The 24,331-nt window shown below is 60.8% G+C and carries 23 protein-coding genes; 19 read left to right on the top strand and 4 right to left on the bottom strand.

All coding sequences use genetic code 11. From position 1 onward, the window contains the following. Nucleotides 1–2 precede the first annotated feature (2 nt). The 4 genes from CFII68_RS11395 to CFII68_RS11410 form a co-directional block, all read right to left on the bottom strand. Nucleotides 3–1,673: a bifunctional protein-serine/threonine kinase/phosphatase gene (locus CFII68_RS11395; protein WP_018608727.1), complete on the bottom strand. Its 1,671-nt coding sequence runs from the start codon at nt 1,671–1,673 to the stop codon at nt 3–5. Between the two features lie 9 nt (nt 1,674–1,682). Next, a complete protein-coding gene (locus tag CFII68_RS11400) occupies nt 1,683–2,894 on the bottom strand; it encodes a NarK/NasA family nitrate transporter (RefSeq protein ID WP_014337339.1) in 1,212 nt (403 codons plus the stop codon). A gap of 365 nt (nt 2,895–3,259) precedes the next feature. Further along, nucleotides 3,260–3,835, bottom strand: a complete 576-nt coding sequence (locus CFII68_RS11405; protein WP_003199539.1) for an ANTAR domain-containing response regulator — start codon at nt 3,833–3,835, stop codon at nt 3,260–3,262. Nucleotides 3,836–3,849: 14 nt separating this feature from the next. Further along, on the bottom strand, nt 3,850–5,061 hold the full coding sequence (locus CFII68_RS11410; RefSeq protein WP_018608725.1) for a CmpA/NrtA family ABC transporter substrate-binding protein: 1,212 nt from the start codon (nt 5,059–5,061) through the stop codon (nt 3,850–3,852). Between the two features lie 180 nt (nt 5,062–5,241). On the opposite strand from CFII68_RS11410, the gene CFII68_RS11415 reads away from it, so the two are divergent. The 19 genes from CFII68_RS11415 (at nt 5,242) to CFII68_RS27510 (ending at nt 24,210) form a co-directional block, all read left to right on the top strand. Next, nucleotides 5,242–5,979 carry a helix-turn-helix domain-containing protein gene (locus CFII68_RS11415; RefSeq protein ID WP_018608724.1) on the top strand — a complete coding sequence of 246 codons (738 nt, stop codon included), beginning with the start codon at nt 5,242–5,244 and terminating at the stop codon, nt 5,977–5,979. Between the two features lie 58 nt (nt 5,980–6,037). Then, nucleotides 6,038–7,633, top strand: coding sequence for a type III secretion system outer membrane ring subunit SctC (gene sctC / locus CFII68_RS11420; RefSeq protein ID WP_018608723.1), 1,596 nt, complete (start codon nt 6,038–6,040; stop codon nt 7,631–7,633). Beyond that, nucleotides 7,630–8,736, top strand: coding sequence for a type III secretion system gatekeeper subunit SctW (gene sctW / locus CFII68_RS11425; protein ID WP_018608721.1), 1,107 nt, complete (start codon nt 7,630–7,632; stop codon nt 8,734–8,736). Before sctC ends, sctW begins: the two co-directional genes overlap by 4 nt. Nucleotides 8,737–8,759: 23 nt before the next feature. After that, nucleotides 8,760–10,811: an EscV/YscV/HrcV family type III secretion system export apparatus protein gene (locus tag CFII68_RS11430; RefSeq protein WP_018608719.1), complete on the top strand. Its 2,052-nt coding sequence runs from the start codon at nt 8,760–8,762 to the stop codon at nt 10,809–10,811. 14 nt (nt 10,812–10,825) lie between these two features. Continuing rightward, complete coding sequence (locus CFII68_RS0126065; protein ID WP_033062704.1) at nt 10,826–11,233, top strand: invasion protein B family; 408 nt, start codon at nt 10,826–10,828, stop codon at nt 11,231–11,233. Then, complete coding sequence (sctN, locus tag CFII68_RS11435) at nt 11,230–12,516, top strand: type III secretion system ATPase SctN (RefSeq protein ID WP_018608715.1); 1,287 nt, start codon at nt 11,230–11,232, stop codon at nt 12,514–12,516. The genes CFII68_RS0126065 and sctN overlap by 4 nt, the downstream gene beginning before the upstream one ends. Beyond that, a complete protein-coding gene (locus CFII68_RS11440) occupies nt 12,500–12,955 on the top strand; it encodes a hypothetical protein (RefSeq protein ID WP_018608714.1) in 456 nt (151 codons plus the stop codon). The genes sctN and CFII68_RS11440 overlap by 17 nt, the downstream gene beginning before the upstream one ends. Next, nucleotides 12,952–13,848, top strand: coding sequence for a hypothetical protein (locus CFII68_RS11445; protein WP_018608713.1), 897 nt, complete (start codon nt 12,952–12,954; stop codon nt 13,846–13,848). Before CFII68_RS11440 ends, CFII68_RS11445 begins: the two co-directional genes overlap by 4 nt. Then, the gene (locus CFII68_RS11450; protein ID WP_018608711.1) at nt 13,845–14,768 is read left to right on the top strand and encodes a FliM/FliN family flagellar motor switch protein; all 924 of its coding nucleotides are present in this window, start codon (nt 13,845–13,847) and stop codon (nt 14,766–14,768) included. Before CFII68_RS11445 ends, CFII68_RS11450 begins: the two co-directional genes overlap by 4 nt. Further along, nucleotides 14,761–15,420: an EscR/YscR/HrcR family type III secretion system export apparatus protein gene (locus CFII68_RS11455; protein WP_018608709.1), complete on the top strand. Its 660-nt coding sequence runs from the start codon at nt 14,761–14,763 to the stop codon at nt 15,418–15,420. Before CFII68_RS11450 ends, CFII68_RS11455 begins: the two co-directional genes overlap by 8 nt. An 8-nt stretch (nt 15,421–15,428) precedes the next feature. Then, on the top strand, nt 15,429–15,683 hold the full coding sequence (locus tag CFII68_RS11460) for an EscS/YscS/HrcS family type III secretion system export apparatus protein (protein WP_014337351.1): 255 nt from the start codon (nt 15,429–15,431) through the stop codon (nt 15,681–15,683). Between the two features lie 4 nt (nt 15,684–15,687). Then, nucleotides 15,688–16,482, top strand: a complete 795-nt coding sequence (sctT, locus tag CFII68_RS11465; protein WP_018608706.1) for a type III secretion system export apparatus subunit SctT — start codon at nt 15,688–15,690, stop codon at nt 16,480–16,482. After that, nucleotides 16,457–17,491, top strand: coding sequence for an EscU/YscU/HrcU family type III secretion system export apparatus switch protein (locus CFII68_RS11470; RefSeq protein WP_018608704.1), 1,035 nt, complete (start codon nt 16,457–16,459; stop codon nt 17,489–17,491). Before sctT ends, CFII68_RS11470 begins: the two co-directional genes overlap by 26 nt. Before the next feature lie 491 nt (nt 17,492–17,982). Then, on the top strand, nt 17,983–18,465 hold the full coding sequence (sicA, locus tag CFII68_RS11475) for a type III secretion system translocator chaperone SicA (RefSeq protein WP_018608702.1): 483 nt from the start codon (nt 17,983–17,985) through the stop codon (nt 18,463–18,465). Between the two features lie 2 nt (nt 18,466–18,467). Next, on the top strand, nt 18,468–20,237 hold the full coding sequence (gene sctE, locus CFII68_RS11480; RefSeq protein WP_018608700.1) for a type III secretion system translocon subunit SctE: 1,770 nt from the start codon (nt 18,468–18,470) through the stop codon (nt 20,235–20,237). A 24-nt stretch (nt 20,238–20,261) separates the two neighbouring features. Next, the gene (locus tag CFII68_RS11485) at nt 20,262–21,368 is read left to right on the top strand and encodes an IpaC/SipC family type III secretion system effector (protein WP_018608698.1); all 1,107 of its coding nucleotides are present in this window, start codon (nt 20,262–20,264) and stop codon (nt 21,366–21,368) included. A 13-nt stretch (nt 21,369–21,381) separates the two neighbouring features. After that, a complete protein-coding gene (locus CFII68_RS11490) occupies nt 21,382–22,488 on the top strand; it encodes an IpaD/SipD/SspD family type III secretion system needle tip protein (protein WP_018608696.1) in 1,107 nt (368 codons plus the stop codon). A gap of 19 nt (nt 22,489–22,507) precedes the next feature. Beyond that, entirely contained in the window at nt 22,508–22,798 is a 291-nt protein-coding gene (locus CFII68_RS26895; protein ID WP_074849611.1) for an acyl carrier protein, read from the top strand. Nucleotides 22,799–22,896: 98 nt separating this feature from the next. After that, entirely contained in the window at nt 22,897–24,210 is a 1,314-nt protein-coding gene (locus CFII68_RS27510; RefSeq protein ID WP_139213087.1) for a hypothetical protein, read from the top strand. Nucleotides 24,211–24,331: the final 121 nt, after the last annotated feature.

Genomic DNA, 24,331 nt, shown 5'->3' with positions numbered 1-24,331 from the left:
TCTCAGCTATGAAACACCAGAAACAGCAGCACCAGATTCACCACCAACGACACCAGCGCCAACGTCCGCCAGACCTTCAGCGGCTCTCTTTCCAGCAACGGCCTGGGCCTGACGCTCAAGCTGCGGCGCTCGCCCTGTTCCAGCAGCAACAACCATTCCTCGGCCGTCTCAAAACGCTGCTCCGGATCCGCCGCGACGGCGCGGTCCAGGCTTTGCCCGAGCCATTCGGGCAGGTCCGGCCGATAGCGGCTGGCACTGACCGGCACGCCAAAGCGCGGGCGTTGGAAGGCTTCGATTTCGCCGTAGGGATAGTGCCCGGTCAGCAGGAAATACAAGGTCACGCCGACGGCATACAAATCCTGCTGCGCCGTGGGTGCGGTGCCGCCGAAAGCTTCCGGGGCAATGTAGCTGGGCGTACCGGGCAAGACGTTGGCCTGGTCCTCGGACAGGCCTGGGCAGTACGCCAGGCCGAAATCCAGCAGGCGCAATTCGCCGTCGTCGCCCAGGTGCAGGTTGTCCGGCTTGATGTCGCGGTGGTAGATCTGCCTTCGATGCAACAGGCCTACCGCCCGTACCAGCCGTTGCGCCAAGTCCAACCACTGGGCCAGGGGTAGCGGCCCGGCCTGGTTGAACAGCTCGGCCAGGGTTGCCCCTGGATATTCCCGCATCACGTAGTACAAATGCTGGCGCTGGGGAACACCATGGACCTCGGGAAACTGCCGCCCGGCGACGCGCTTGAGAAACCACTCCTCCGAGAGCAAGGCCTGCCCAGCGCGGCTATCGTCCCGTAGCTGCACGGGCAAGGTTTTCAGCAGCCAGGGTTGGCCCTGGCCGTCGCGTACCCGGTAGAGCAACGATTGCTGACTCTGGCCGAGCAGGCTTTCGATCTGCCAGCCCTCGAACACCTGACCCGGTTTCAGCGCAGGCGGCAGGGGCCATTGCTGCAACTGGATCAGGGCATCGCCAATGCTGGCTTCGCCCACGGCATCGACCCGCACCAACAAGGCACTGGCGTTGTCCTGGCTACCGGCCAGGTGCGCGGCGTTGACCAGCGTCTGGGCCGCAAGGTCCAGGTCCGGTTGGTCGCGCAGGATGCCGGCGATGGCCGTGTCCCCCAGGACGGCCCAGACGCCATCGCTGAGCAATACGAAGGTTTCGTCGGTGCGCAGTTCACCGTCGAGGAAGTCGAGGATCAGGTGTTGATCCAGTCCCAGGGCGCGCTTGAGCACATGTTGCATGCCTTGCTGTTCCCAGACGTGATCTTCACTGACCCGTTGCAGATGATCGGCGTGCCAGCGGTAGACCCGGCAATCACCGACATGCGCGAGGGTGAAACGCCGGCCCCGCAGGACCAGGGCGCTGACGGTGGTGAGCAGCGGTTGCCCGCCACCGTTGGCTTGCAGCCAGCGGTTCTGGGCCAGCAACAGCCGGTCCAGCGCCTGGGCCACGCCCCAGGTTTGCGGCGTGGAATAGTAGTCCAGGGCCAGCGCCTGCAAGGTCGAACGGGCGGCCAATCCGCCATCGGCGCATTGGCTCACGCCGTCGGCGATGGCGAACAGGTAACCCTTGCTGGCGGCCAGGGCCGGGGCGGGGGTGACCAGGCGCAGGGCGTCCTGGTTTTCCTCCCGCGGGCCGATGGCGCTGGCCTCGGCGAAACTCAATTGCAGGCTCATGGTTGCAGGTTATACCCGAGCAGCGGTGACAGCTGCCGAACCCCAAGTGGTTCTCCAGCGACGCTTGACGCCGTACAGGCCGAACCAGGCCAGGACACCGAGGCTGGCAAACAACCACAGGGCCAGTTGATAGCTGCCGGTGCTCTGCTTGATCGCACCCATGCCCGCCGCCAGGGCGAAGCCGCCGATACCGCCGGCCATACCGATCAGCCCGGTCATCACGCCGATTTCGCGACGGAAGCGTTGTGGCACCAGTTGGAACACCGCGCCATTGCCTGCACCCAAACCGAGCATGGTGCAGACGAACAGGGCCAGGGCGGCGTAGGAGCTCGGCAGGTTGAAGCCCACTGCGGCGATGCAGACGGCCGCTACGGTGTACATGCCCAGCAAGGTGCGGATGCCGCCGAAACGGTCCGCCAGGGCGCCGCCCAGGGGACGCATCAGGCTGCCACCGAAGACGCAGGCGGCGGTGTAGTAACCAGCGGTGACCGGGCTCAGCCCATATTGGTCGTTGAAATAGCCGGGCAGGGCGCTGGCCAGGCCGATGAAGCCGCCGAAGGTCACGCTGTAGAAGAACATGAACCACCAGCTGTCACGGTCGCCCAGGGCCTTGAGGTAGTCGGCCATGGATTTGGCTTTCGGCCGCTCGGGGGCGTTCTTGGCCAACCAGGCGAAAAGGACCAGGGTCAGCACCAGTGGGATCAGCGCGAAGCCGAACACGTTGCTCCAACCGAAGGCTACCGCCATCACCGGTGCGATCAGCGCCGCGAGCACGGTGCCCGAGTTACCGGCACCGGCGATGCCCATGGCCTTGCCCTGATGCTGTGGCGGATACCACTGGGAGGCCAGCGGCAGGGCCACGGCGAACGAAGCGCCGGCCACGCCCAGGAACAGGCCGAGCAGCAGGGCTTGTTCGTAGCTGTGGATGCCCAGTTTCCAGGCGCAGAACAGCGCACCGATCACGATCACCTGGCCGACCATGCCGGCGGTTTTTGGCGAGATCCGGTCGGCCAGCAGGCCCATGAACAAACGCAGCACGGCGCCAGCCAGGATCGGTGTGGCGACCATCAGGCCGCGTTGCTGGGTGGTCAGGTGCAGGTCGGCAGAGATCTGTACCGCCAGTGGACCGAGCAGGTACCAGACCATGAAGCTCAGGTCGAAGTAGAGGAAGGCCGCGAACAGGGTCGGGGTATGGCCGGATTTCCAGAAGCTTGAATTCATCGCGCACCTCAGCTGTAAAAGTCTCGAGAAATGAGTCAGTGCTTTGAGCAGTGCGCCGTCTGTGGTCGCACCACCGGTCCCGAAGGACCAAAACAAAAAAACGCCGCAACCCGGATCGCCAGAGAGGCAAGGAGGGTGTGCGACGTCTTTGTCGTAGGTGGGGCAACCGCCGTTGGTTACCTGTGGGTTTGCTTAAGCGAGATCTGTGCCAACCCGGGAGATTCATGATCGTTCCTACGCTCTGCGTGGGAATGCATCTCGTGACGCTCTGCGTCACCTTGTGAAGCGGAACGCGGAGCGTCCCTGGCGGCATTCCCACGCAGAGCGTGGGAACGATCATTAGTAGGGCAGGCGCTGCAAGGCTTTCAGCCGAGCAGCTCATTCATGGCAATGATCTGCTCTGCAACCTGGATCAGTTTCTGCTGGCGGCTCATGGCCTGGCGGCGCATCAGGGTGTAGGCCTGTTCCTCGTTGCATTCCTTCATCTTCATCAGCATGCCCTTGGCCAGTTCGATGCGCTTGCGCTCAGCCAATTGCTGGTCCCGGGCCAGGAGTTGGGCGCGCAGGGCCTGGTCGCTTTCGAAGCGGGCCATGGCCACGTCGAGGATCGGTTGCAGGCGCGCGGCGTGGATGCCTTCGACGATGTAGGCGCTGACGCCCGACTTGATCGCCTGGCGCATCACATTGGGGTCGTGCTCGTCGGTAAACATGACGATCGGTCGTGGCTGGTCGCGACTGACCAGCACCACTTGCTCCATCACATCGCGCCCGGGTGACTCGGTATCGATCAGGATCACGTCCGGACGCACCGTTTCGACGCGCGCTGGCAGGTCGATGGTCAGGCCGGATTCGTCAATGACTTCGAACCCGGCCTCAATCAGGGCAGCCTTGAGGCGGCCGACTTTTTTCGCGGTGTCGTTGATCAGCAGGATACGCAGCATGGTCGTGGCTCCTGTCAGCGGCTGGCGAGAAGGGGAGCCGCATCGCTCAAGGCGTGCAGTTTGAAGCTGCGGGCGTACCCGGCCGGGTCCGAGCCGTCCCAGGTGGTGCCGTCGATCAGTTGGCTGCTGCGCATGTCCTGGCGCGGGGACGCGATGTCCAGCGCCGCGCAGGCTTCGCGGTACAGCTTGAGTTGCTGGACGCCCTGGGCCACGGCCAGGTAATCCGGGTCTTCGCGCAGTAGGCCCCAGCGGCGGAACTGGGTCATGAACCACATGCCGTCCGATAGGTACGGCAGGTTCACCTCGCCATTGCCATGAAAGCGCATGGCGTGGGGGTCCTGCCAGCTGTTGCCCAAACCGTCGGCATAAATCCCCAGCAGGCGCGGCTCGATGCAGTCCAGCGGGGCGTCGAGGTATTCGGGCGCACTTAACAGTTGCGCGGTGCTGCGACGGTTTTCGCTGCTTTGTTCGATGAAGCGGCTGGCTTCGAGGATCGCCATCACCAGGGCCCGGGCGGTATTGGGGTATTGCTCGACGAACGCGCGGGTACAACCCAGGACTTTTTCCGGGTGATCGGGCCAGATGGTCTGGGTAGTCGCCAGGGTAAAACCGAGGTTCTGCTTCACCGCGCTGGCGCACCAGGGCTCGCCGACGCAAAACCCGTCGATACGCCCGGCTTGCAGGTGCGCGATCATTTGCGGCGGAGGCACGACCACGCTGTCGACATCCGACAACGGGTGGATGCCCTGGGCGGCGAGCCAGTAATAGAGCCACATGGCGTGGGTGCCGGTGGGGAAAGTCTGGGCGAAGGTCAGTTTCGGGCGAGTTTGGTGCACGTGCCGTTCCAGTGCTTCAGGACTGGTCACGCCTTGGGCCTGCAAGCCATGGGACAGGTTGATGCTCTGGCCGTTCTGGTTCAGCCCCATCAGCACGGCCATGTCGCTCGCCGCGACCCCGCCGATGCCCAGGTGCACCGCGTAGATCAGGCCATACAGGCTGTGGGCGGCATCGATTTCACCGCTGACCAGCTTGTCGCGCAGGTTGGCCCAGGACGCCTGGCGCTTGAGGTTCAGGGTCAGGCCGTAGGGCTGGGCGAAGCCCTGGGTGGCGGCCACGACGACCGGGGCGCAGTCGCTCAACGCCATGAACCCGAGGTTGACCGCGCTCTTTTCCGGGGCATCGCTGCCGTTGACCCAGGCCAGGGGGTTGGCTGGAACTTCATTCATCGTGCATCACCTTCCACTTAATCAGTCTGGCACTCATTTGGCCTTTGGCACCGGCGCCGATGAGCAGTAATGGTGCAAGGCATATGCCAGCCGAGCCCTCATCACCTTCCCATCAAGATTCCAGGCGTCGTGTCTTTCATCCTGTCGGTCCTTCCAACGCCAGGCAGCAAAGGGGACCGTATGCAGGACACAACAATTCGCGCCACGGCATTGCCCGATCTGGGTGAACGCGTGCTGCACCTGCGCGTGGCCCGGGCCCCGGTTCAACTGAGCACCGGGCGGTTGGGCCGCAGCCACTGCCTGCCCGTCGGTTGGGAGGGGTTGGTGGTGCAGAGCGATTCGCTGCGCTTGAGTGGCGGCGAGTTGCATGTCACGCCGGTTTGCGAAGCGACGCTGGTCAAGCTGCAGGCGTTCCTGGACATGAGCGATGCCCTGGTGGATGCCGGGCAACGACTGCACGCGGAGCCATGGGCCCTGTTGCCGGTGGCGGGGGAAACCGTCCGCTCGCCGCAACGGCTTGAACGCTGGTACATCGGCCAAGCGATGAGCGGCACGCCGGCCTATCACGCGGTCGCCCACCTGCTGCGTCATCACGAGAGCTACGGGCTCGTGCGTTTCCTTCTGGAGCAAGGCACCCACAGCGAAAAACTGAACACGCTGGCGCAACGCTACGGCGTATCGGTTTCGCACTTTCGCAGGCTCTGTCGCCAAGCCCTGGGCTCTGCCGCCAAACCGGCCTTGCGTGGCTGGCGCACGGCCCAGGCGCTGTTGAACATGAGTCTTCAGGACGGCTCGTTGACCGATGTCGCGCTGGAGTTCGGCTTTGCTTCGTCGTCACATTTTTCCAAGGAGATCCGCGAACTGGTGGGTTTCGCACCCAGCAGCCTGGCGGATATCACCTACCTTCCAGGCAAGTGAGCCGATGAGCCGCCAACCGTTATCCCCATCCCTTTTATTCGTCTGCCTTAGCGCTGTGATGCTGCTCGCATCCGGTGCCGCAAGGGCCGATGTCTATACCTTCGAGGCTCGCGAACAGAGCGCGCGGACCTTTTTCAGCGAGCTGTCCGGGTCATTGGGCAAGCCGGTGATCGTCAGCAAGGCCGCGGCGGCCAAGCGCATTGGCGGTACGTTCGACCTGCGCACGCCGCAACGGACCTTCGAGCGAGTCAGCGTGCAGATGGGGTTGATCTGGTACAGCGATGGCCAGGCGATCTATTTGTATGACGCCTCGGAAATCAAGAGCGCGATGATGTCGCTGCAGACCCTGACCGTCGCCAAGCTCCAGGCGTTCCTGGGGCGTTCGGGCTTGCACGATGCGCGTTATCCGCTGCGTCACGACGGTTTGCGGACCTTCCATGTGTCGGGCCCGCCGATGTATGTCGACCTGGTGGTGCAAGCGGCCGGGTTGATGGACAACCAGCGCTCGGAACTGTTGCTGGGCAAGCAGCAGATTGGCGTCATCCATGTGCGCAACACCTTCGTCAGCGACCGTAAATATGAGCTGCGTGACGACAAGGTGACCATCCCCGGGCTGGCTACCGTGATCGAAGCGCTGTTGCGCGGCGAGAAGCAGCAGGTCGAGCCAACGGTGGCCCAACCTTCCACCCAGCAGCCACGAGGCGCGATGCCGGTGTTTCCCCTCGAAGGCCTGGCGAACAGCTCTTCGGACCAGGACCCGACGGCACCGCGAATCATTGCGCGCGAGGTGGCCGCCGGCAACATTCGGGTGGTCGCCTACCCGGACACCAACAGCCTGTTGGTCAAGGGGCTGCCCGAGCAGGTGCGCTTTATCGAGAACCTGGTCAATGCCCTGGACACGCCGAAACGCCATGTCGAGCTGTCGCTGTGGATCATCGATCTGCACAAGGATGAACTCAATCAGTTGGGTATCAACTGGCAAGGCGCGGTGAAGTCCGGCGGGCAATTCAGCGCCTCGCTCAACGCCGGTTCGGCCACCACCCTCGACGGCGCCTCGTTCGTGACCCAGGTCATGGCGCTGGAGCGCACCCACCGGGCGAACGTGGTCTCGCGACCGGTGATCCTGACGCAAGAGAACGTCCCGGCGATCTTCGACAACAACCGCACGTTCTACGCCCCGCTGGTGGGGGAGCGCAGCGTTGACCTGCAGCACATCACCTACGGCACGCTGGTCAGCGTACTGCCGCGTTTCGCCCAGGCGGACGAGATCGAGATGTCGCTCAATATCGAGGACGGCAACGAAGTCGAGAACCCCGGCCGGGGTGAGCAACAGAGTGCGTTGCCGACGGTCGGACGCACGCGCATCAGTACCGTGGCGCGGGTGCCCCAGGGCAAGAGCCTGCTGGTGGGCGGTTTCACCCGTGATGACCATGGCGAGCAGATCGGACGCGTGCCAGTGTTGGGATCGATTCCGTGGATCGGCCGCTTGTTCAGCTATCGCCAGAACCGCTCGGCCAACACGGTGCGGGTGTTCCTGATCCAGCCCAAGGAAATCCGCGACGCCCTTGAACCCGTGGAGACGGGCATGCCGTTGCTGACTCCCGAGCAGCACGAACGTGTGCGTCGAATGTACTTCCGGATGTCAGAGCGATGATCCTGCCAACGGTTTCCAGCGGTGGCCGGGTTGCCCAGGCGCGGCTGAACGCCGAGAAGGCCGCCGAACATCCACAACCGCAAGTCGACGCCGAGGCGGGGCTGGACGACAGCGCAACGGCGGCGGTGGCGCAGCGCATCGTGCAGATCAGCGACGAGCTGTCGGCGGCGCTGACGCAGTTCCGTGGCCGGCGCTTGTTCGAACTCAAGTCCGAGACGCTGACCGACACCTTCGAACGCGTGCTCGAGGACGACACCGTACCCAAGGCACGACAGGTGCTGAGCTTGGCGCGGCTGGCGGACAAGCCCGTGGCCTGGTTGCTGCAAATGGCGCGCAGCCTGTTCCCCGACGACAGCGACCTGGCGCTGGTGCTGCGGGCGTTGTTGCGCCGTCGGAACCTGGAAACCCGCACCCGCCAGCGGCTCGAAACGCTGTTGCAGACGGTGGTTGCCCAAAGCTCGCCCAAGCGCATGAACGCCGGGATCAACGCGGCGCTCAAGGCCAGGATGTTTGGCGGGAGCATGGCGGTGCGGGCCGGCCTGCTGCGCGAGACCTACCGGGATTTCCTCGAGTCCGACGAAGGCCCGCTCAGTTGCTACCAGGACTGGATTGCCCTGTACGGCCCGGCACAGCGCACGAATGTGCTGGCCTTCATCGAAGCCGCGCTGCTTACCGACATCAGCGCCCAGGACCCCAGTTGCTCGCGCATCGAGTTCGGCCAACTGTTGACCCGGGTCACCGACCTCAAGCGCCTGCGCTCGGCCGATGCGCTGTTTATCGGCGCTGTGCTCGGCGATGCACTGCTCTGCCGGCACAACCCCCACGAGGCCGACTGGCTGGTGTTCATGTTCGGCGTGTTGACCTACCCCGATGACCTCGACCAGCTGTTGCTCGGGGCGTTGGGGGAGGGGGTGCTGCTCAGTGCCCACCGGGAGCGTTCGACGGTGTTGCAGGCCGTGCGTCGGCTCAGCCTGCAATTGCCGACGCCGCTGTTTGCCGATGAAGAGGCGCCACAACGCCTGGCCATCCAGTTCACTCGCCTGGCCGACGTCGCCTATGCCCACGAACTCATCGAGCAGCGACTGCCCGGTGGCGGCCCATGATCTTGTCCCGGAGCCAGGCCTGAATGCTCAACGTGTTCCTGCGCAATGTCGGCGCGCGCCCGGAGCTGCTGATCCTCACCTTGATGGTGATGATCATCGCCATGCTGATCATCCCCTTGCCAACGGTGCTGGTGGATTTTCTTATCGGCCTGAACATCGTCATCTCGTTGTTGGTGTTCATGGGCTCGTTCTACATCGAACGGATCCTCAGCTATTCGACGTTCCCAGCGCTGCTGCTGTTGACGACCTTGTTCCGCTTGGCGCTGTCGATCAGCACCAGCCGGCTGATTCTCAGCCAGGCCGATGCCGGCGAGATCATCGCGTCGTTCGGCGACTTCGTGATCGGCGAAAGCCTGGTGGTGGGTTTCGTGATTTTTTCCATCGTCACCATTGTCCAGTTCATCGTGATCACCAAAGGCTCGGAACGGGTCGCCGAAGTGGCGGCGCGCTTCTCCCTGGACGGCATGCCCGGCAAGCAGATGAGCATCGACGGCGACCTCAAGGCCGGTGCCATCGACGCGGCCCAGGCGCGGGAAAAACGCAGCGTGCTGGAGCGTGAAAGCCAGTTGTACGGTTCTTTCGACGGGGCGATGAAATTCATCAAGGGCGATGCCATCGCCGGCATCATCATTATCTTCGTCAATTTCATCGGCGGCATGGCCATCGGCGTCGGGCAATTGGGCATGGACATGTCCACGGCCTTGTCCACCTACACGCTGTTGACCATTGGCGATGGCCTGGTCGCGCAGATCCCCGCGCTGCTGATTGCCATCGGCGCCGGCTTCATTGTCACCCGGGTCAACGGTGATGACAGCAACCTGGGGCGCAACATGCTTGCCCAGATGCTGGGCAACCCGTTCGTGCTCGGTGTCACCGCGTTGCTGGCGGTGGGCGTGGGCCTGTTGCCCGGTTTTCCGCTGCTGACCTTCCTCTCGATTGCCAGTGTGCTCGGGCTGGTGGTGTTTGTGCGCCACCGCAAGTCCTTGCGCCAGGCCAGCCCGGGCGAAAGCCGTAGCGAACCTGCCGAGCCAGGCGCGGCGCAGGGTGAATCGGGATTGCTCGACGACGTCGACAACGTTGCCACTGAAACCATCGCCCTGATGCTGCTGGTGCCCCCAGCGCGCCTGCAAGCGTTGGAGAAGGAGCGTTGGGCGGCGCGCTTTCGCAGCCAGTTCTTCGTCGATTACGGGCTGCGCATTCCCGAACCGCGGCTACGGGCCAGCGAGGCGTTGCCAGCCCATCAAGTGGCAGTGCTGATCAATGAAGTGCGCGCCGAGCAGTTCGATATTCATTTCGATCACTGGCGCCTGCTGGACTATTCGCCGGAGCTGGAGCCGTTGGGCTTTGCCCTGGTGCGTGGCAACGACAGCAATCGCCTCGGTGGTGTCTGGCTCACCGCCGCCGACCGCGAGCGCGTGCAGCAGTTGGGCTATCACCTGCGACCTGCCGACGAAGAATGCTATCGCTGCCTGGTCACGCTGCTGGCGCGCAACATCCAGGAGTTTTTCGGCGTGCAGGAAACCAAGCAGCTGCTCGACGAAATGGAAACGCGCTACCCCGACCTGCTCAAGGAAGTCTATCGCCACGTCACGGTGCAGAAGATCGCCGAGGTGCTGCAGCGCTTGATCGGCGAGCGCATCTCCGTGCGCAACATGAAGCTGATCCTCGAAACCCTCGCCCATTGGGCCTCCCGGGAAAAGGATGTGCTGGCGCTGGTCGAGCACGTTCGTGGCGCCATGGCCCGCTACATCAGCAACAAGTTTGCCCAGGGCAACGACCTGCGCGTGCTGCTGTTGTCGGCGGAGTTCGAAGACGTGGTGCGCCGGGGCATCCGGCAAACCTCGGGCGGCAGTTTCCTCAACCTGGAACCGGCCGAATCGGAAGAACTGATGGACCGCCTCAGTGTCGGCCTGGACAGCGTGCACATCGCCCACAAGGACATGGTGCTGCTGTGTTCGGTCGATGTGCGGCGCTACATCAAGAAATTGATCGAGGGGCGTTTTCGGGAGCTGGACGTGATGTCGTTCGGCGAGGTTTCCGAGACGGTCTCGGTCAATGTCATCAAGACGCTATAAAGGAAATTTTACCAATGGTACCAACGGATATCGCCGGGCTATTACGCGAAGCGCTGCGACACAGCGGCTGCGTAGACAGTCAAATAGGGCATTTCGACAGCCACAGCACGATAGAAATGCAGATGAAAAATCTGCCGGATATCAGTGTGGCTGAGGTGGAAGGTGATGTGTGGGTCTGGGCGGCGGTCGCCGAAGCGACGCCATCGTCATTGAATTATTGTGCTTTCGATCTGCTGCAGTTCCTGCTCGAAGGCAACCCGTTTTCCCGTACCGGGCAATTGCACTTGTGCGAAGTCGAAGGGCGGCTGGAGTTGCGTTTTATGGCCAGCGCCTATGCCTTGAACGCTGCCGAGCACTTGGCCCAAGCGCTGGATTCCTTCGTGCAAGCCATTGAACGGCTGTTGGAAATCCTGCGTCGATGAGCATCCACCTGGAAAGACGGGCGGCCCATCCCTTGCGTTTGAGCGGCCCATTGATCGAAGCGGCGCTGCGGGAGGTGGTGGTCGGCGAAATCTGTGAAGTGCGCCGGCATTGGCGTTCGCACCAGGTTGCCGCCCGGGCGCAGGTCATCGGCTTCAAGCCTGGTGCGGTGCTGCTCAGTTTGCTGGGCGAGGCGAAAGGCTTGTCCCGGGAGTCGATGATCGTGCCCACTGGTTCGACCCTGCAACTGACCTGCAGTGACGCCTTGCTCGGCAGTGTGGTCGATCCCCGGGGCGTTATCGTCGAGCGCCTGGTGCCGTCGACAGCGGTGGCCCAGCGCGACTGTGCGGTGGATGCCGACCCACCGTCGTACCAGCAACGGCGGCCGGTGGTGGAGCCGTTGCGCACCGGCATTCGGGTCATCGATGGCTTGCTGACCTGCGGTGTCGGCCAGCGCATCGGCATTTTTGCCGCCGCCGGCTCCGGCAAAACCACCTTGATCAACATGCTGATCGAACACACGGACGCGGATGTTTTCGTGATCGGCCTGATTGGCGAGCGCGGGCGCGAAGTGACCGAGTTCATCGAGCATTTGCGCCAGTCGCCCCAGCATTCCCGTTGCGTGGTGGTGTACGCCACGTCGGATTTTTCCTCGGTGGATCGCTGCAACTCGGCGCTGCAGGCCACCACCATCGCCGAGTATTTTCGCGACCAGGGCCGGCGCGTGGTGCTGTTGCTGGACTCGTTGACGCGCTACGCCCGCGCTCGTCGCGACCTGGCCTTGGCGGCCGGTGAAGCACCGGCGCGGCGCGGCTATCCGGCCTCGGTGTTCGATGCCTTGCCGCGCTTGCTCGAACGTCCGGGTGTGACCGCGTCGGGCAGCATCACCGCCTGGTACACGGTGCTGCTGGAAAGTGACGACGAGCCGGACCCGATCGCCGAGGAGATTCGCTCCATTCTCGACGGCCACGTCTACCTCAGCCGGGCCCTGGCCGCCAAGGGGCACTACCCGGCCATCGATGTCTTGCGCAGCGTCAGCCGGGTGGCGACGCAAGTCACCTCGCCACAGGTCCGGCAACTGGCGGCCGCGACCCGGGACACCCTGGCGCGTCTGGAACAACTGCAGGTGTTTCTCGACATGGGCGAGTACAGCCCGGGCGTGGACGCGGCCAATGACCACGCGCTGCAACGTCGCGAAGCCCTCGGCCACTGGCTGCGCCAGCCGACGGATCAATCCAGCGAACCAGATGAAACCCTGCGGAGCCTGCATGAAATCGTTGCTTGATCAACGACGCCTGCTGGCCTTCAGTCAGTTTCGTCGGCAACGCGGCGAGCAGGCGCTGTTGCGCGTCCAGCGTCAGTTGCAGCCGCTGTTGCAGGAACAGTCCGGTTTCGAGGAACAGGAGGCTGCGCTGCAACGTTTGTTGAGCAGCCATCGGGCCAATGACTGTGTGCTGGATCACGGGCAGTTGTTGGCGCTGTTGCGCACCCAGGCGGTCATCCGTCGGCGCATCGATCTGCTGCGCGTCGAGCGTGGCCGCGTGGATCAGCAGCGCCGACAGGTCGAGCAACAGCTGCAGGTGCAGCGCGAACAACTGCGCGGGCTGCAACGCAAACAGGACAAGTATGAGCGCGCTGTCCAGCAGCTGTTGCGTGGGCAACGGTTGGAGGCGGTGCGCCGCGAAGAACGAGAGCTGGAAGAGTTGATTGGAGTTCGGCGATGAAAGAGGTCTGTGTGCCGCCAACCCGTCTGGTCCACGCCTTGGAACCGGTCGACGAAGACCCGCTGGATGAGCTGCAAGATCTGCTCATCCCGGTGCCGGAGGATGAGCTGCCGCAAGGCGTGCTGGACCTTGTGGTTGCGCTGGTTCGGCAGCAGCGGCCCCCGATGGAAACCGCCCGTGTGCCGGCCTGGCAGGCGATGAGCGTGGGGCAGGAAACGCAGGCGCTCGATCGTGATGAAACGCAACCGATTGCCCGGGAAACGCGGGCGGTTGAACCCGATGGCAGACGATTCCCCGCCCGGGAAACAATCGCTGTTCCACAAGCAGGTCCATTGTTCAGCGAGCCCACGCAACGTCCGTCACCGCAACGCCTGCAGCCTGTTGTTGCTGTCATCGATAAAGCCACAGTGCCGAGGGATGGGGTGTCGACCGAGCCGCTACCAATGGCCCCTGTCATTGTTCCCCGTGTACGGTCGGCCCCCCGTATCGACGAACAGTTGCCTCAAGCGCCGTTGAGTTTTCAGGGCGCGCGCCATGGGTCATCGGTTGCACCGGTGGCGCTGCCCGCACCAGCGCTACCGCCAGCGTTGCCGCCAGCACTTGAGGTCATGGTCGAGGCCTTGCCGGACACGGGCCGGGGCTTGCTGCAAATACCGTTCAGTCGAGGGGCCGCCAGTGGACAGATCACGATCAGCCGGCTGCCTGAAGAGCCCACTCGGAACCTGACGCTCAGCCCAAGCAATGCCCTGGTGCTCGAGCAGCTCAAGGCACCTTTCGAGCTGGCCCGGGAGCCAGCCTGGCGCTTGGCTGACAGTGGCGGTGAGCAGCCGCGCCAGGGCTCGCATCAGGCGCCGGATGAGGATCAGGACGAACAGGGCGAGCGTCCGGCATGAGCGCGTTGCAGTTACGGCGGGTCGACCCTCTGGCGCATGCCCAGGCCCAGGCGATTCAACGCTGGCGGCGTGCCGGGCGCGACGCGGGGTTGGGCAAGGTGCCAGAGCGCTCGGGCTATTTGCGGTTTTGCGCCCAGGGTGACGGCGGCGAGTGGCAGGGGCTGATCGTGGCCCATGATTGGCTGCATCGCGCGCTTCCACAGTTGCGGTCTTTGCTGACGAGCGAAACGTCGTGGACGAATGTCCTCGGATTGTTTCGCGCCGCGCCGCACCCCTTGCTGCTGGAGGTGGATGAGCTGCACTACCGGGCGTTGTCCGACATCGAAGGCGTCGCCCCGGTGCGATTGCCAACCCGCGACCTGCCATGGCTCGACACCCCTCGGGGACGGGTTTGGTTGCTGCAACTGCCGCCGGCACGTTTTGCCAGCGAGCGCTTGGACGCCGACCCATGGCTGGATGAATTGCCGTTGCACCTGGAACTGATTCTCGGCGTCAGCCACCTGAGTCTTGCCAGTCGCAGACGCCTGGGTGAGGGCGATGTCCTGCGCGTCGTCCAGCGCACTCAACGGTGCTGTCTGGCCAACCGTTGCCTCGGCACTTTTACCTTTACCCAAGAGGGGCTACACATGCAACCGACTGTGACCGATACCGATCCAGAGCAGCCGCCGGAGTCTGGCGCGGCCATCGACCTGGGCGCGCTGCCGGTGCGCCTGGAGTTCCTGCTCGCCACCCATCAAACCGACCTGGCGACGCTGTCGCGCATCATCGAGGGACAACTGATCCCGTTGGCCGAAGATGCCGCGCGGCACATCGAGGTGCGCGCCAACGGCAAGCCGGTGGCCCAGGGGGAACTGGTGCAGTTGGACGGCCAGTTGGGGGTCGAGTTGTTCAAGGTCTATCGAGCGGGCGCCGATGAATGACGTCTCGCTGATCGCGCTGCTGGCGTTCGCTTCGCTGCTGCCGTTCCTGGCGGCGGCGGGCACCTGCTACCTCAAGTTCTCCATCGTCTTCGTCATCGTGCGCAACGCGTTGGGCCTGCAGCAGGTGCCATCGAACATGGCGCTCAATGCGATTGCCCTGATGCTGGCGATTTTCGTCATGACGCCGGTCATGAAGCAGGGCCATGACTACTACAAGCGCGAGGCGGTGACCTTTACCGACATTGCGTCGGTGGTGGACTTCGCCGAGAACGGCCTGGGCAGCTACAAGAATTACCTGCGCAAGTACACCGACCCGGAGCTGGCGCAGTTCTTCGAGCGGGCCCAGGCGTTCCAGGCTGAAACCGACGCGGGCCTGCCTGCCGATGAAGAGGTTGAGACCTCGCTGTTTTCGCTGCTGCCGGCCTATGCGCTGAGTGAAATCAAAAGTGCTTTCAAGATTGGCTTCTATCTGTACCTGCCCTTCGTGATCGTCGACCTGGTGATCTCCAGCATCCTGCTGGCACTGGGCATGATGATGATGAGCCCGGTGATCATTTCCGTGCCGATCAAACTGGTGTTGTTTGTCGCACTGGACGGCTGGGCGTTGCTGTCGACCGGGCTGGTCAAGCAATACCTGACCTTGCTGGCCTAGGTGCACCGATGAACGATCTGGTCTATGCCGGCAACAAAACCTTGTACTTGATCCTGCTGATGGTGGCCTGGCCGATCATCGTCGCCACGGTGGTCGGCCTGGTGGTCGGGTTGATCCAGACCGTGACGCAGTTGCAGGAGCAGACGCTGCCGTTTGGCTTCAAGCTGTTGGCGGTGGCGGCGTGCCTGTTCCTGCTTTCGGGCTGGTACGGCGAAACCTTGCTGGATTTCAGTCGTGAAGTCATTCGCCTGGCGTTGAGTTAGGCCGATGTCTGTGGCGTTGTTTTTCGAGCTATACGCCTGGTTCGCTGCGGCGGTGTTGGGTGTGGCGCGCCTGGCGCCGATTTTCTTCATGTTGCCGTTTCTCAATAGCAGCGTGCTGACCGGTGTCACGCGCCAGGCGGTGATCGTGCTGGTGGCGCTGGGCTTCTGGCGCTACGTCGGCGTGCCTACGCCAGCCCTCGACAGCGTGGCGTTCCTCGGTCTGGTGCTGCGTGAGGCGGGTATTGGTGTGCTGCTGGGCGTGCTGCTGGGCTGGCCGTTCTGGGTGCTGCATGCCATGGGCAACCTGATCGACAACCAGCGCGGGGCCATGCTCAGTAGCACGGTGGACCCGGCCAATGGTGTCGACACCTCGGAGTTGGCGAATTTTCTCCAGTTGTTTGCCGCGGCGGTTTATCTCGAAGGTGGCGGCCTGTTGTTGATGCTCGAAACCGTCGGCCACAGTTATCGCCTTTGCGCGCCAGCGAGCAGTTGTGAGCTGCACCTGCCTGCACTCTATTCATTGCTCGATGCACTGGTGAGCAAGACCCTGGTCATCAGTGCGCCGGTGGTGGCGACCTTGCTGGTCAGCGAGGCGCTGCTTGGGTTGCTCTCGCGGTATGCGCCGCAAATGAATGCTTTTTCGGTGTCGCTGACGGTCAAGAGCCTGGTGGCGCTGGTGGTCTTGATGCTGTATTTCGGCGTGCATCTGCCGGACGAAGTTCTGCGCATGGGCATGCTGTCCGACGGCTTGGCGCAGTATCTGGAGGGCGGAGATGTCATCCAGCGCCTCGAAGACTGAAAAGCCCACCGCCAAGCGCCTCAGGGATGCCGCGCGCAAAGGACAGACGTTCAAGGCCAAGGACCTGGTCATCACCTGCCTGACCCTGTGTGGCATCACCTACATGGTCTTCAACAGCTCGTTGATCGAGATCATGGAGGTCTACCGGCGCATCATCGCCAGCGATTTCGACGCCGACCTGCAAGCCTACTCGGCGATGCTGGTGCTGGTCGGCCTCAAGGCATTGCTGCCATTGTTGCTGGTGTGCGTGCTGACCAGTGCCTTGCCGGCCTTGCTGCAAAGCGGTTTTGCCTTGGCCAGCGAAGCCTTGAAACTGAATCTGGGCGCCTTGAACCCGGTCAATGGCTTCAAGAAGCTGTTCAGCCTGCGCACCGTCAAGGACACCTTCAAGGCGCTGTTGTACCTGGGCAGTTTCGCCATGGCGCTGTGGATTGTCTGGCTTACCCAGCGGCAATTGCTGTTCGCCCAACTGTTCGCCCAGGCGCCAGCGTTGTTCGCGATCTGGGGGCGTTTGCTGCTGGTGTTGGTGCTGGCATTCCTGGCCTGCGTCCTGTTGATCGTCGTACTCGATGCCCTCAGCGAATACTGGTTGTTCATGAAAGACCAGATGATGGACAAGGATTCGGTCAAGCGTGAACACAAGGAGCAGGACGGCAACCCGCAGATCAAGGGCCGTCGCCGCGACTTGCACATGGAGCTGTTGTCGGAGCAGGTCAAATCCGATGTGCGCAGCTCGCGCATGATCATCGCCAACCCCACCCACATTGCCATCGGCGTGTATTTCCGCCCGGAGATCACGTTGCTGCCGTTTATCTCCCTGATGGAAACCAACCAGCGCGCCCTGGCGGTTCGAGCGTACGCCAAGGAAGTGGGGGTGCCGGTAATCAATGACATCGCCTTGGCCCGCCGCATCTTCAAGACCCACCAGCGCTACAGCTTCCTCCAGGTGCAGGAAATCGAGGAGGTGCTGCGGCTGCTGATCTGGCTTGAGCAGGTTGAGCAGGCGTGAGGCCAGGCACAGCCAGGCACAGTCCTTTGTGGTGGGAACCTGTGGGAGCAAGGCTTGCCCGCGATGCAGCCGCCTCGTACTTGCCCAGACCGCATCAACTTTATCGCGGGCAAGCCTTGCTCCCACAGATGAATCCATCCGCCACAAAAGCAACCTTGCTGGGCTGGAGGATTGTGCGATGCAGCTCGATTGGAGAGCCCCTGTCACTCGTGCTCTGCACATAACCGTGTGGCGAGGGGATTTATCCCCGCTGGGCTGCGTAGCAGACCCAAGGCAGTGAACTCAATCTGTCTGGCACACCGAGTTTTCAGTTTTGGGGCCGCTGCGCAGCCCAGCGGGGATAAATCCCCTCGCCACAAAAGCACTCTCATCAGGCAGGAGGTTCGTGTGCGTTTCAACGGCGGCATGAGCGCAATTTGGCAGCGTGCTTGCCGGCGTTTTGGCTCAATGCATCGGTCAGCGACGCTGGCGTTTTTTCAGGAGTGTGGCTGATGAGTCGCGATAACAAACAAGACGAGCAGGTGGCCCTGGACGTCGTCGATGCAGTGCTCGGTGGTGCGGCGTTGAAAGACGTGCAAGGCATCAGCGACGAGCACATGGGCAGTCTCTATGCCTTCGCCTTCCAGTTCTATGAACAGGGGCGATTGGACGATGCCGAGAAGTTCTTTCACTTCCTGTGCATCTACGACTTCTACAACAGCCATTACTGGATGGGACTGGCTGCGGTGCACCAACTCAAGCAAAACCACCAAAAAGCAATCGACCTGTACGCGATCGCCTTTGCCCAGGGCAAGAACGACTATCGGCCAATGTTGTACACCGGCCAATGTCACTTAGCCCTGGGTAAGGTCGGCAAGGCCCGGTTGTGTTTCGAATACGTGCTCGAGCAAGCCACGGAAGACGATCTGCGCGAGCAGGCCAAGGTGTATCTCGACACCCTGGCCCACATGGAACAGCACTGTTCGGAGGACTGAACATGAGTGAAATCAGAAACACCCCAAACCCCGCATTCCAGGGCGCAATGAGCCGCAGCGAGGCCTTTGAAAAATACGGCGCGGCGGCCAGCAAGGCCGCCAGGACCGCGGATTTTCAGGAGGCCGGCCAGAAAGCGCTGGCGGACCTGATGTCAGTGAAATACGAAGGCCACGACGGCCCGTCCGCCGCCAGTACCGGTCGGCCCGCATTACACCCGCCTGCGCCGCGCGCCGATGGCAATAAACAGGAAACCAGCGGCGATCTGTTCACGTTATTGATGGCGATGATCAGCGAGCTGATCGGCGAGGTCGACGTCAAGAAACTGAAAAATCGCCTGGCGATGCTGCAGAGCATGGCTGGCGCCAAGCAACAGGCCCATGAAAACCTCTCGGCTGAATACACCGCTGCCGTCGAGGCCATGACGGCGGCCGAGGGCAATGTCGGCAGCAGCCAGGAACACCTCGAACAACTGCGCGATCGGGTCTTGCACTTCCAGGGACTGCTGGATGAAAGCGAGGCGCGGCTGGCGCAACTGGACCCTCAGTCGCCTGAATATGCACAGGAGCTGGCCCGTCGCGACCAGCTCAAAGGCGAAGTGGCGAACCATACCCAAGCCTTCAACGTGGCGACCGATGCGCATCTGACGCTGATTGAGATCGCCACCGCCTGCGCCAAGGCTGTGGGCACGGTATTCGCGAAAGTGGTCTCATCCAGCGTGAACAGCTCGACCCCCAAGCCGACCGATGAAAAGGCCCTCAGCAGCAGTGCGCTGGCGTTGTTGAACCGCTTGAAAATCATCGAACTGCTCGGCGAGTCGGCGCAGAACAAGGAGGAGCTTAGCCAAGAGCTGTTCCAGGAACTGCAGGCCAGGCTCCAGGCGCACATGGAGCGTGAATCGGAAAAATACCTGGAGGAAGTGCGCAAGGCCGAGGCCTTGCAAAAAACCATGGGCTGCATCGGCAAGATCGTCGGGGCGATCCTGACGGTCGCGACCATCGCCGCCGGGGTCCTGACCGCTAACCCGGTGCTCATCGCCGTGGGCGTGGTCGGCGCGGCCGTGATGATTGCCGACTCGGTGATCCAGGACAAAACCGGCGTGTCGTTCATGGCTGAAGCCATGAAGCCGCTGACCATTGTCATGCAGGAAGCCATCAAGCTGTTCACCGAGATCTACACCAAGTTGCTGAGCGGCCTGGGCGTTGATGAAGACACGGCCAAGAAAATCGCGCAGATCGCCGGCATGATCCAGGGCATCGCTTCTACCTTGGCGGCTGTCGCGTTGGTGGCCGTGGTCGGGGTGCAGGTGATCGGGCCGATGGTCAGTGCCATCGCTTCGAAACTGGCCTCGGTGGTCGCCCAGGCCACGCCTGCCGCGATGCAAGCGATGAAGCAAGTGGCAACTTCGGTCGGTAACACCTTGACCCAGATGCTCACCCAGTTGCGCGGGTTCATCACCAATGGTGCTGATCCGGTATTGCTGGCGCGTTACGCCGCCAACCTGGAGATCGCCCAGGCCGTTACCGAATTCGGCAATGTCGCGGTGCAGGGCGGGCTGCAAATGGAGAGCAGTCGGCTCCAGGCCTGGGCCTCCGTGCACCTGGCCGATGTGCGGGTAGGCATGGCCATCAGCGAGGAAGTCAGCGCCTACCTGACCCAGGTGGTCGAGAACTATGGGCAGGCGATGCAGGAGCGAACCCGGCAAATAGAGCATGTGTTTGCCGATATGCAACGCAGCCATTCCGTCAGCCTGCAAATGGTTCGACATGTCTAACATCATTCTCGAAAGGTATTTCTGATGATTGCTATCGGCGCTACGAACAGAGGCGTACCCACTGTCGTTGAACATGATCCGAGCAACGACACTGCGCTGATTGAGTCAGTCGGCCAAGACCAGGTTTTGAAGAAGCTCAAAAGCGAGGCTCTTTTCGGCTCTTCCGCACTCGACAAAATCACCGCAGAGCAAGTGCTCCGCAACGACAACTTCACCGTGCCTTCGCCTGCGGAACTCGAACGTGCAATCGATGCGTATCAACCCACGGAATCGGATTGGGAGGATTTCGGCGTGGCGTTGCTGATGGTCAGCGACGAAGTGCGCAACGAGCTGGCCTTCGATCCAGGCGCCTGGGAGAAACACGCCAACGTACTGGTGGCCGCGATCATCGCCCTGAACATCGCACGAGTCGCCAATGCGCAACTGCGCGGCCATTTCAGTGTCATGGCTTCCGAGGCGGCGAAGTCCCAGGGCGCGGCCATCATCGAGTCCGGCAAGGCGGCGCTGAACAGCGCCATTACCGCCGCGGTGGTGTCCGGCGCCATCGCCGGGTTCGCCATGGTCAAGACCTTCCAGGGCCAGGCGATGAAGCATGCGGACATCGACCTGCATCGCCGCAACGCCATGGACGCGGGCAACCTCGAACGCGACCTCAAGCTGGAGCGCAATCGCAATGAGTGGAGCCCGGACACCACTTACAAGATCAAGACCCTCGATGATTTTGCCCGCCCGACCACCGTCGACTTCAAACCCAAGGGCTCGACACTGACGAACCAGGAACAGGCCTGGTTCGACGGGGAAATCCTCAAGGCCCAGAAGGTTGGTCAAACGTCCGACTGGCTGAGCCAGATGGGCAGCAAGGGCATCGAAAAGAAACTGGAAATCGGCCGCGCGCTCAATGCCATGTCGATGAGCATGAGCCAGGTGGTGGCGAAGATTGTAGGTCTGGATGAGTTCAAGGCGCGTGCAAAAGGAGAGCTGATGCAAAGCGTGCAAAACACCCAGAAGAGCCTGAGTGACGGGATTGGCCAGAAAGACGCGGCCGAGGCGGCGTTGGTGCAGAAGCTGATGGAGATGGTGATGCAGCTGTTTCAATCGCGCAGTGATGTTATCCGTGCCGTGACGGCGTGAAGGAGAGAGGTCTATGGAAATTACCCAATCGATTCGTTCGCCTATCGTATTGCTGCCGAACGTAGAGGCCATCACGGATACCGCGTCGCCTGTGGACGTACCCGCTGAGATTCAAACGGTCAGTTCCCTGACGAATCTACTCGATCGGTCCATGAACGCAATGAATCGCAGCCTGGGCCATTTGCTCAAGTGCCCGTCAATCATCGCCAAGCCTCTGGAAGGCACGGCGGCCGAGACCACAGCACAACACCTCGTCGCGGAGTTTGTCGAACAGATCCACTTCAAGCGTGACCGAGCGCAAATGTGGGCCGTGCAGGTGCGCCAGTGCTGTGCGGTGATGACCCACAGCCAGAAAACTGGGCTCTTGGATGAAAGTCAGCGCCAGCCGCTCAATGACGAGCAAAGCAGGATCCTTCGCGCCCTCCAGGAACATCTGGAAGAGCAGAAGCCCCGTGAGATCGCGGAGGCTTTGGATGCGACGATCAACTCATCGAATGACTTCTTTGAAAAACTGCTTGAACTGATCGACCTGATCAAGAACGGCTACCTCGCCGGCTATGAGCACATCATTGCGGCTTATTCGGACTTCTTTTCCGACTTCAACAGCGAAATCACCGCGATGATGAAGGATTGGATCGAAGGGGCGAACGACGGCAAGGAGGTCAAGTTGAATGTGGGCGCGTTGCGCAATGCATTGGATAGACTGATCGCAAAATATTCCCTACCCAACTCCGCTGCCATCCTCTTTCCAAAACCACCTGAAACAGGCGCAACTAAGGAAGAGGCGGAAAACTGGCTCAAGGCACTGGGCCTACCTGCGAGTTGCCTCAAGCAAAATCCCGCCCCGAACGGTCCTTGGTGTGTCGTCATCGACACCGGGCCACTGACAACGATGAAAAGTAGTCTGCCGTCGGGCGGCGGCACGGTGACCTGGGATACCGCCAAATTCAACGCCTGGCAAACCGGCTTCAACGCCCAGGAGGAACGCATGAAAAACGTGCTGCAGTCGTTTACGCAGAAGTATTCGAATGCTAATTCTTATCATGACAATTTCAATAAGACGTTGTCGGCGCATTTGAATCAGTTTGCGGATATGTTGCGGGCGATATTGAATTTTTAATCTTGCGATGGGGTGATGGATGAATCAACCAAGTGCTGGAGTGTGTATTGATTCTGAAGTGATGAAATTACTATCTGACTATTTTTCTTTGGCTTCGCGGAAGTTAGGCAGAAGCTCACGGTTAATAGAAGACTTAAGTGCCGATTCTGTGGATGTAATAGAAATTATTATGATTATTGATGAGGTGTTCGGTGTGGAGCTTTCGTCGGAACAGATAATTGAATGGCGGACTGTAGCAGATGTTGTTTATTCGGTTGCAGAGGCAGCTGGTATTGAAGTGGAGCTGGGAAGTGTAGGCGAGCAAAGCTGAAATTCAGCTAGTGTCTGTTGTGCAATTGCAAAAAGAAGGTTGTGAGAGCTAGTGGGTTGTGTTTTTTTTCTTGGGTTTAATTATTTGATAGGTGGTTTATGAGGGTTGAATGTTTTGAAGTCGCTCCGAGACTGATGGTTGGGTCATGTAATGTGCCAGCACTTGGTCAAGAGGTGGTTAAGGTTAGCAATGGCTCGGCAGTGTTGTCTCCTGTTAGCAAGGTGTCTTTCGATCTAAAGGAAGGCGCTTTAGGAGTAGGCGGTAACTCTCAGGGTGGCGGGGTGAATGAAGCTAATGCTAAAAGTGTTCTGGCGGATTTGAAGCGGTTGCCAAAGTCAGAAAACACTTTTCAAGAACGTTTGGCGTGTTTGTTGGCTGATCCTTCACTAGAAACATGGCAGGCATTTACTTATCCGTCAAATGAAGAGCTGGTTGCGCAGAAAGCGAGTGGTGACGTCGGGTTTAGAGAGTTTTTAAGGGGGGGTGGTGTTTGGTTACCGGAAGTTGAGAATGTGAATCACAATATAATAAATAATCTGCTTGTCAGGGCTGCTGATAAGTACGCGGAATCGTTCGTAGATCTTATGCTAGGAGATGGAAAGGTAGAAGTAAGTGATTTAGTTATCGCACGAGGAGCTCCTGGTGTCGGAAAAAGCCACTATTTGGCAAATCAATACGCTTTGGCTGTCGATGATGCCAAGGCTATGATCCAACATCGGATACAGGGACTAACAAGTGCTCAGGTTCATTTGCAAGGAAAGATAATAATTCAACGTTTTGAACATGCCCTGATGGAAAGGTTCTCATTGGTACTTACTTTGGATGCTTTGTATCTTACGATGGATGCTGTTAAGAATAAGCTTGATGCAATGATTGAGAGTGGTAAGGATCAGAAGGTGTCTGTGCGGGATATTCAGGTGGACTTGATTACTTTGTGTTGTCGAGTTTTAAAGAGAAGTGTTTTTCAACCACGTCTGACGTTTGCCGCAGTAAGTGATTATGCTAAAAGTTCATTGCAGAATAGGCAGGCATTTATTGAGCTCTTGGAGCAAAAGCAGGCGCTCGTTAAGGACTATTCACTTTTGGTCTGGGAAGCAGGTAAGTACATTGAAGCTGCTCGTTTTTGTCCGGAAGAAGGCAGGGTAGTTGCTGTTGATGACGCTTTGTTCGATAAGTGTAAGTCTTTTGAAGGTGTCGATGCTGAAATCGAAGAAGTCCGCCGTATGGTGATTGATGAGCTTTTTATGAAGACTGTTGTGAAGGACCTTGATAACGTAGAGGCTCAACGCTTTGTGAAGGCTTTAAAGGTGTATGAGGGGCGGACATTGGAAGAGGCTATGTTTATTCATTCCCGTGATACAAGTTTAGAGGGGGGCGTAGGGGAGAGGGTATTAAAAGGGGTGTTGTTTTGAAAGTGCGATAGTGATTAACAGATTGAGCCTGCAGGCGGATGAATTTCAGTCGCTGCGAGTCATTGCGGTGGTAATCAAGAATTTAAAAATCTAATTCTTGTAGGCGGTCAGTTTTAATGCA

The organism is Pseudomonas sp. CFII68 (assembly GCF_000416195.1).
Lineage (GTDB): Bacteria > Pseudomonadota > Gammaproteobacteria > Pseudomonadales > Pseudomonadaceae > Aquipseudomonas > Aquipseudomonas kilonensis.
This window is presented reverse-complemented; position numbering and strand designations above follow the sequence as displayed.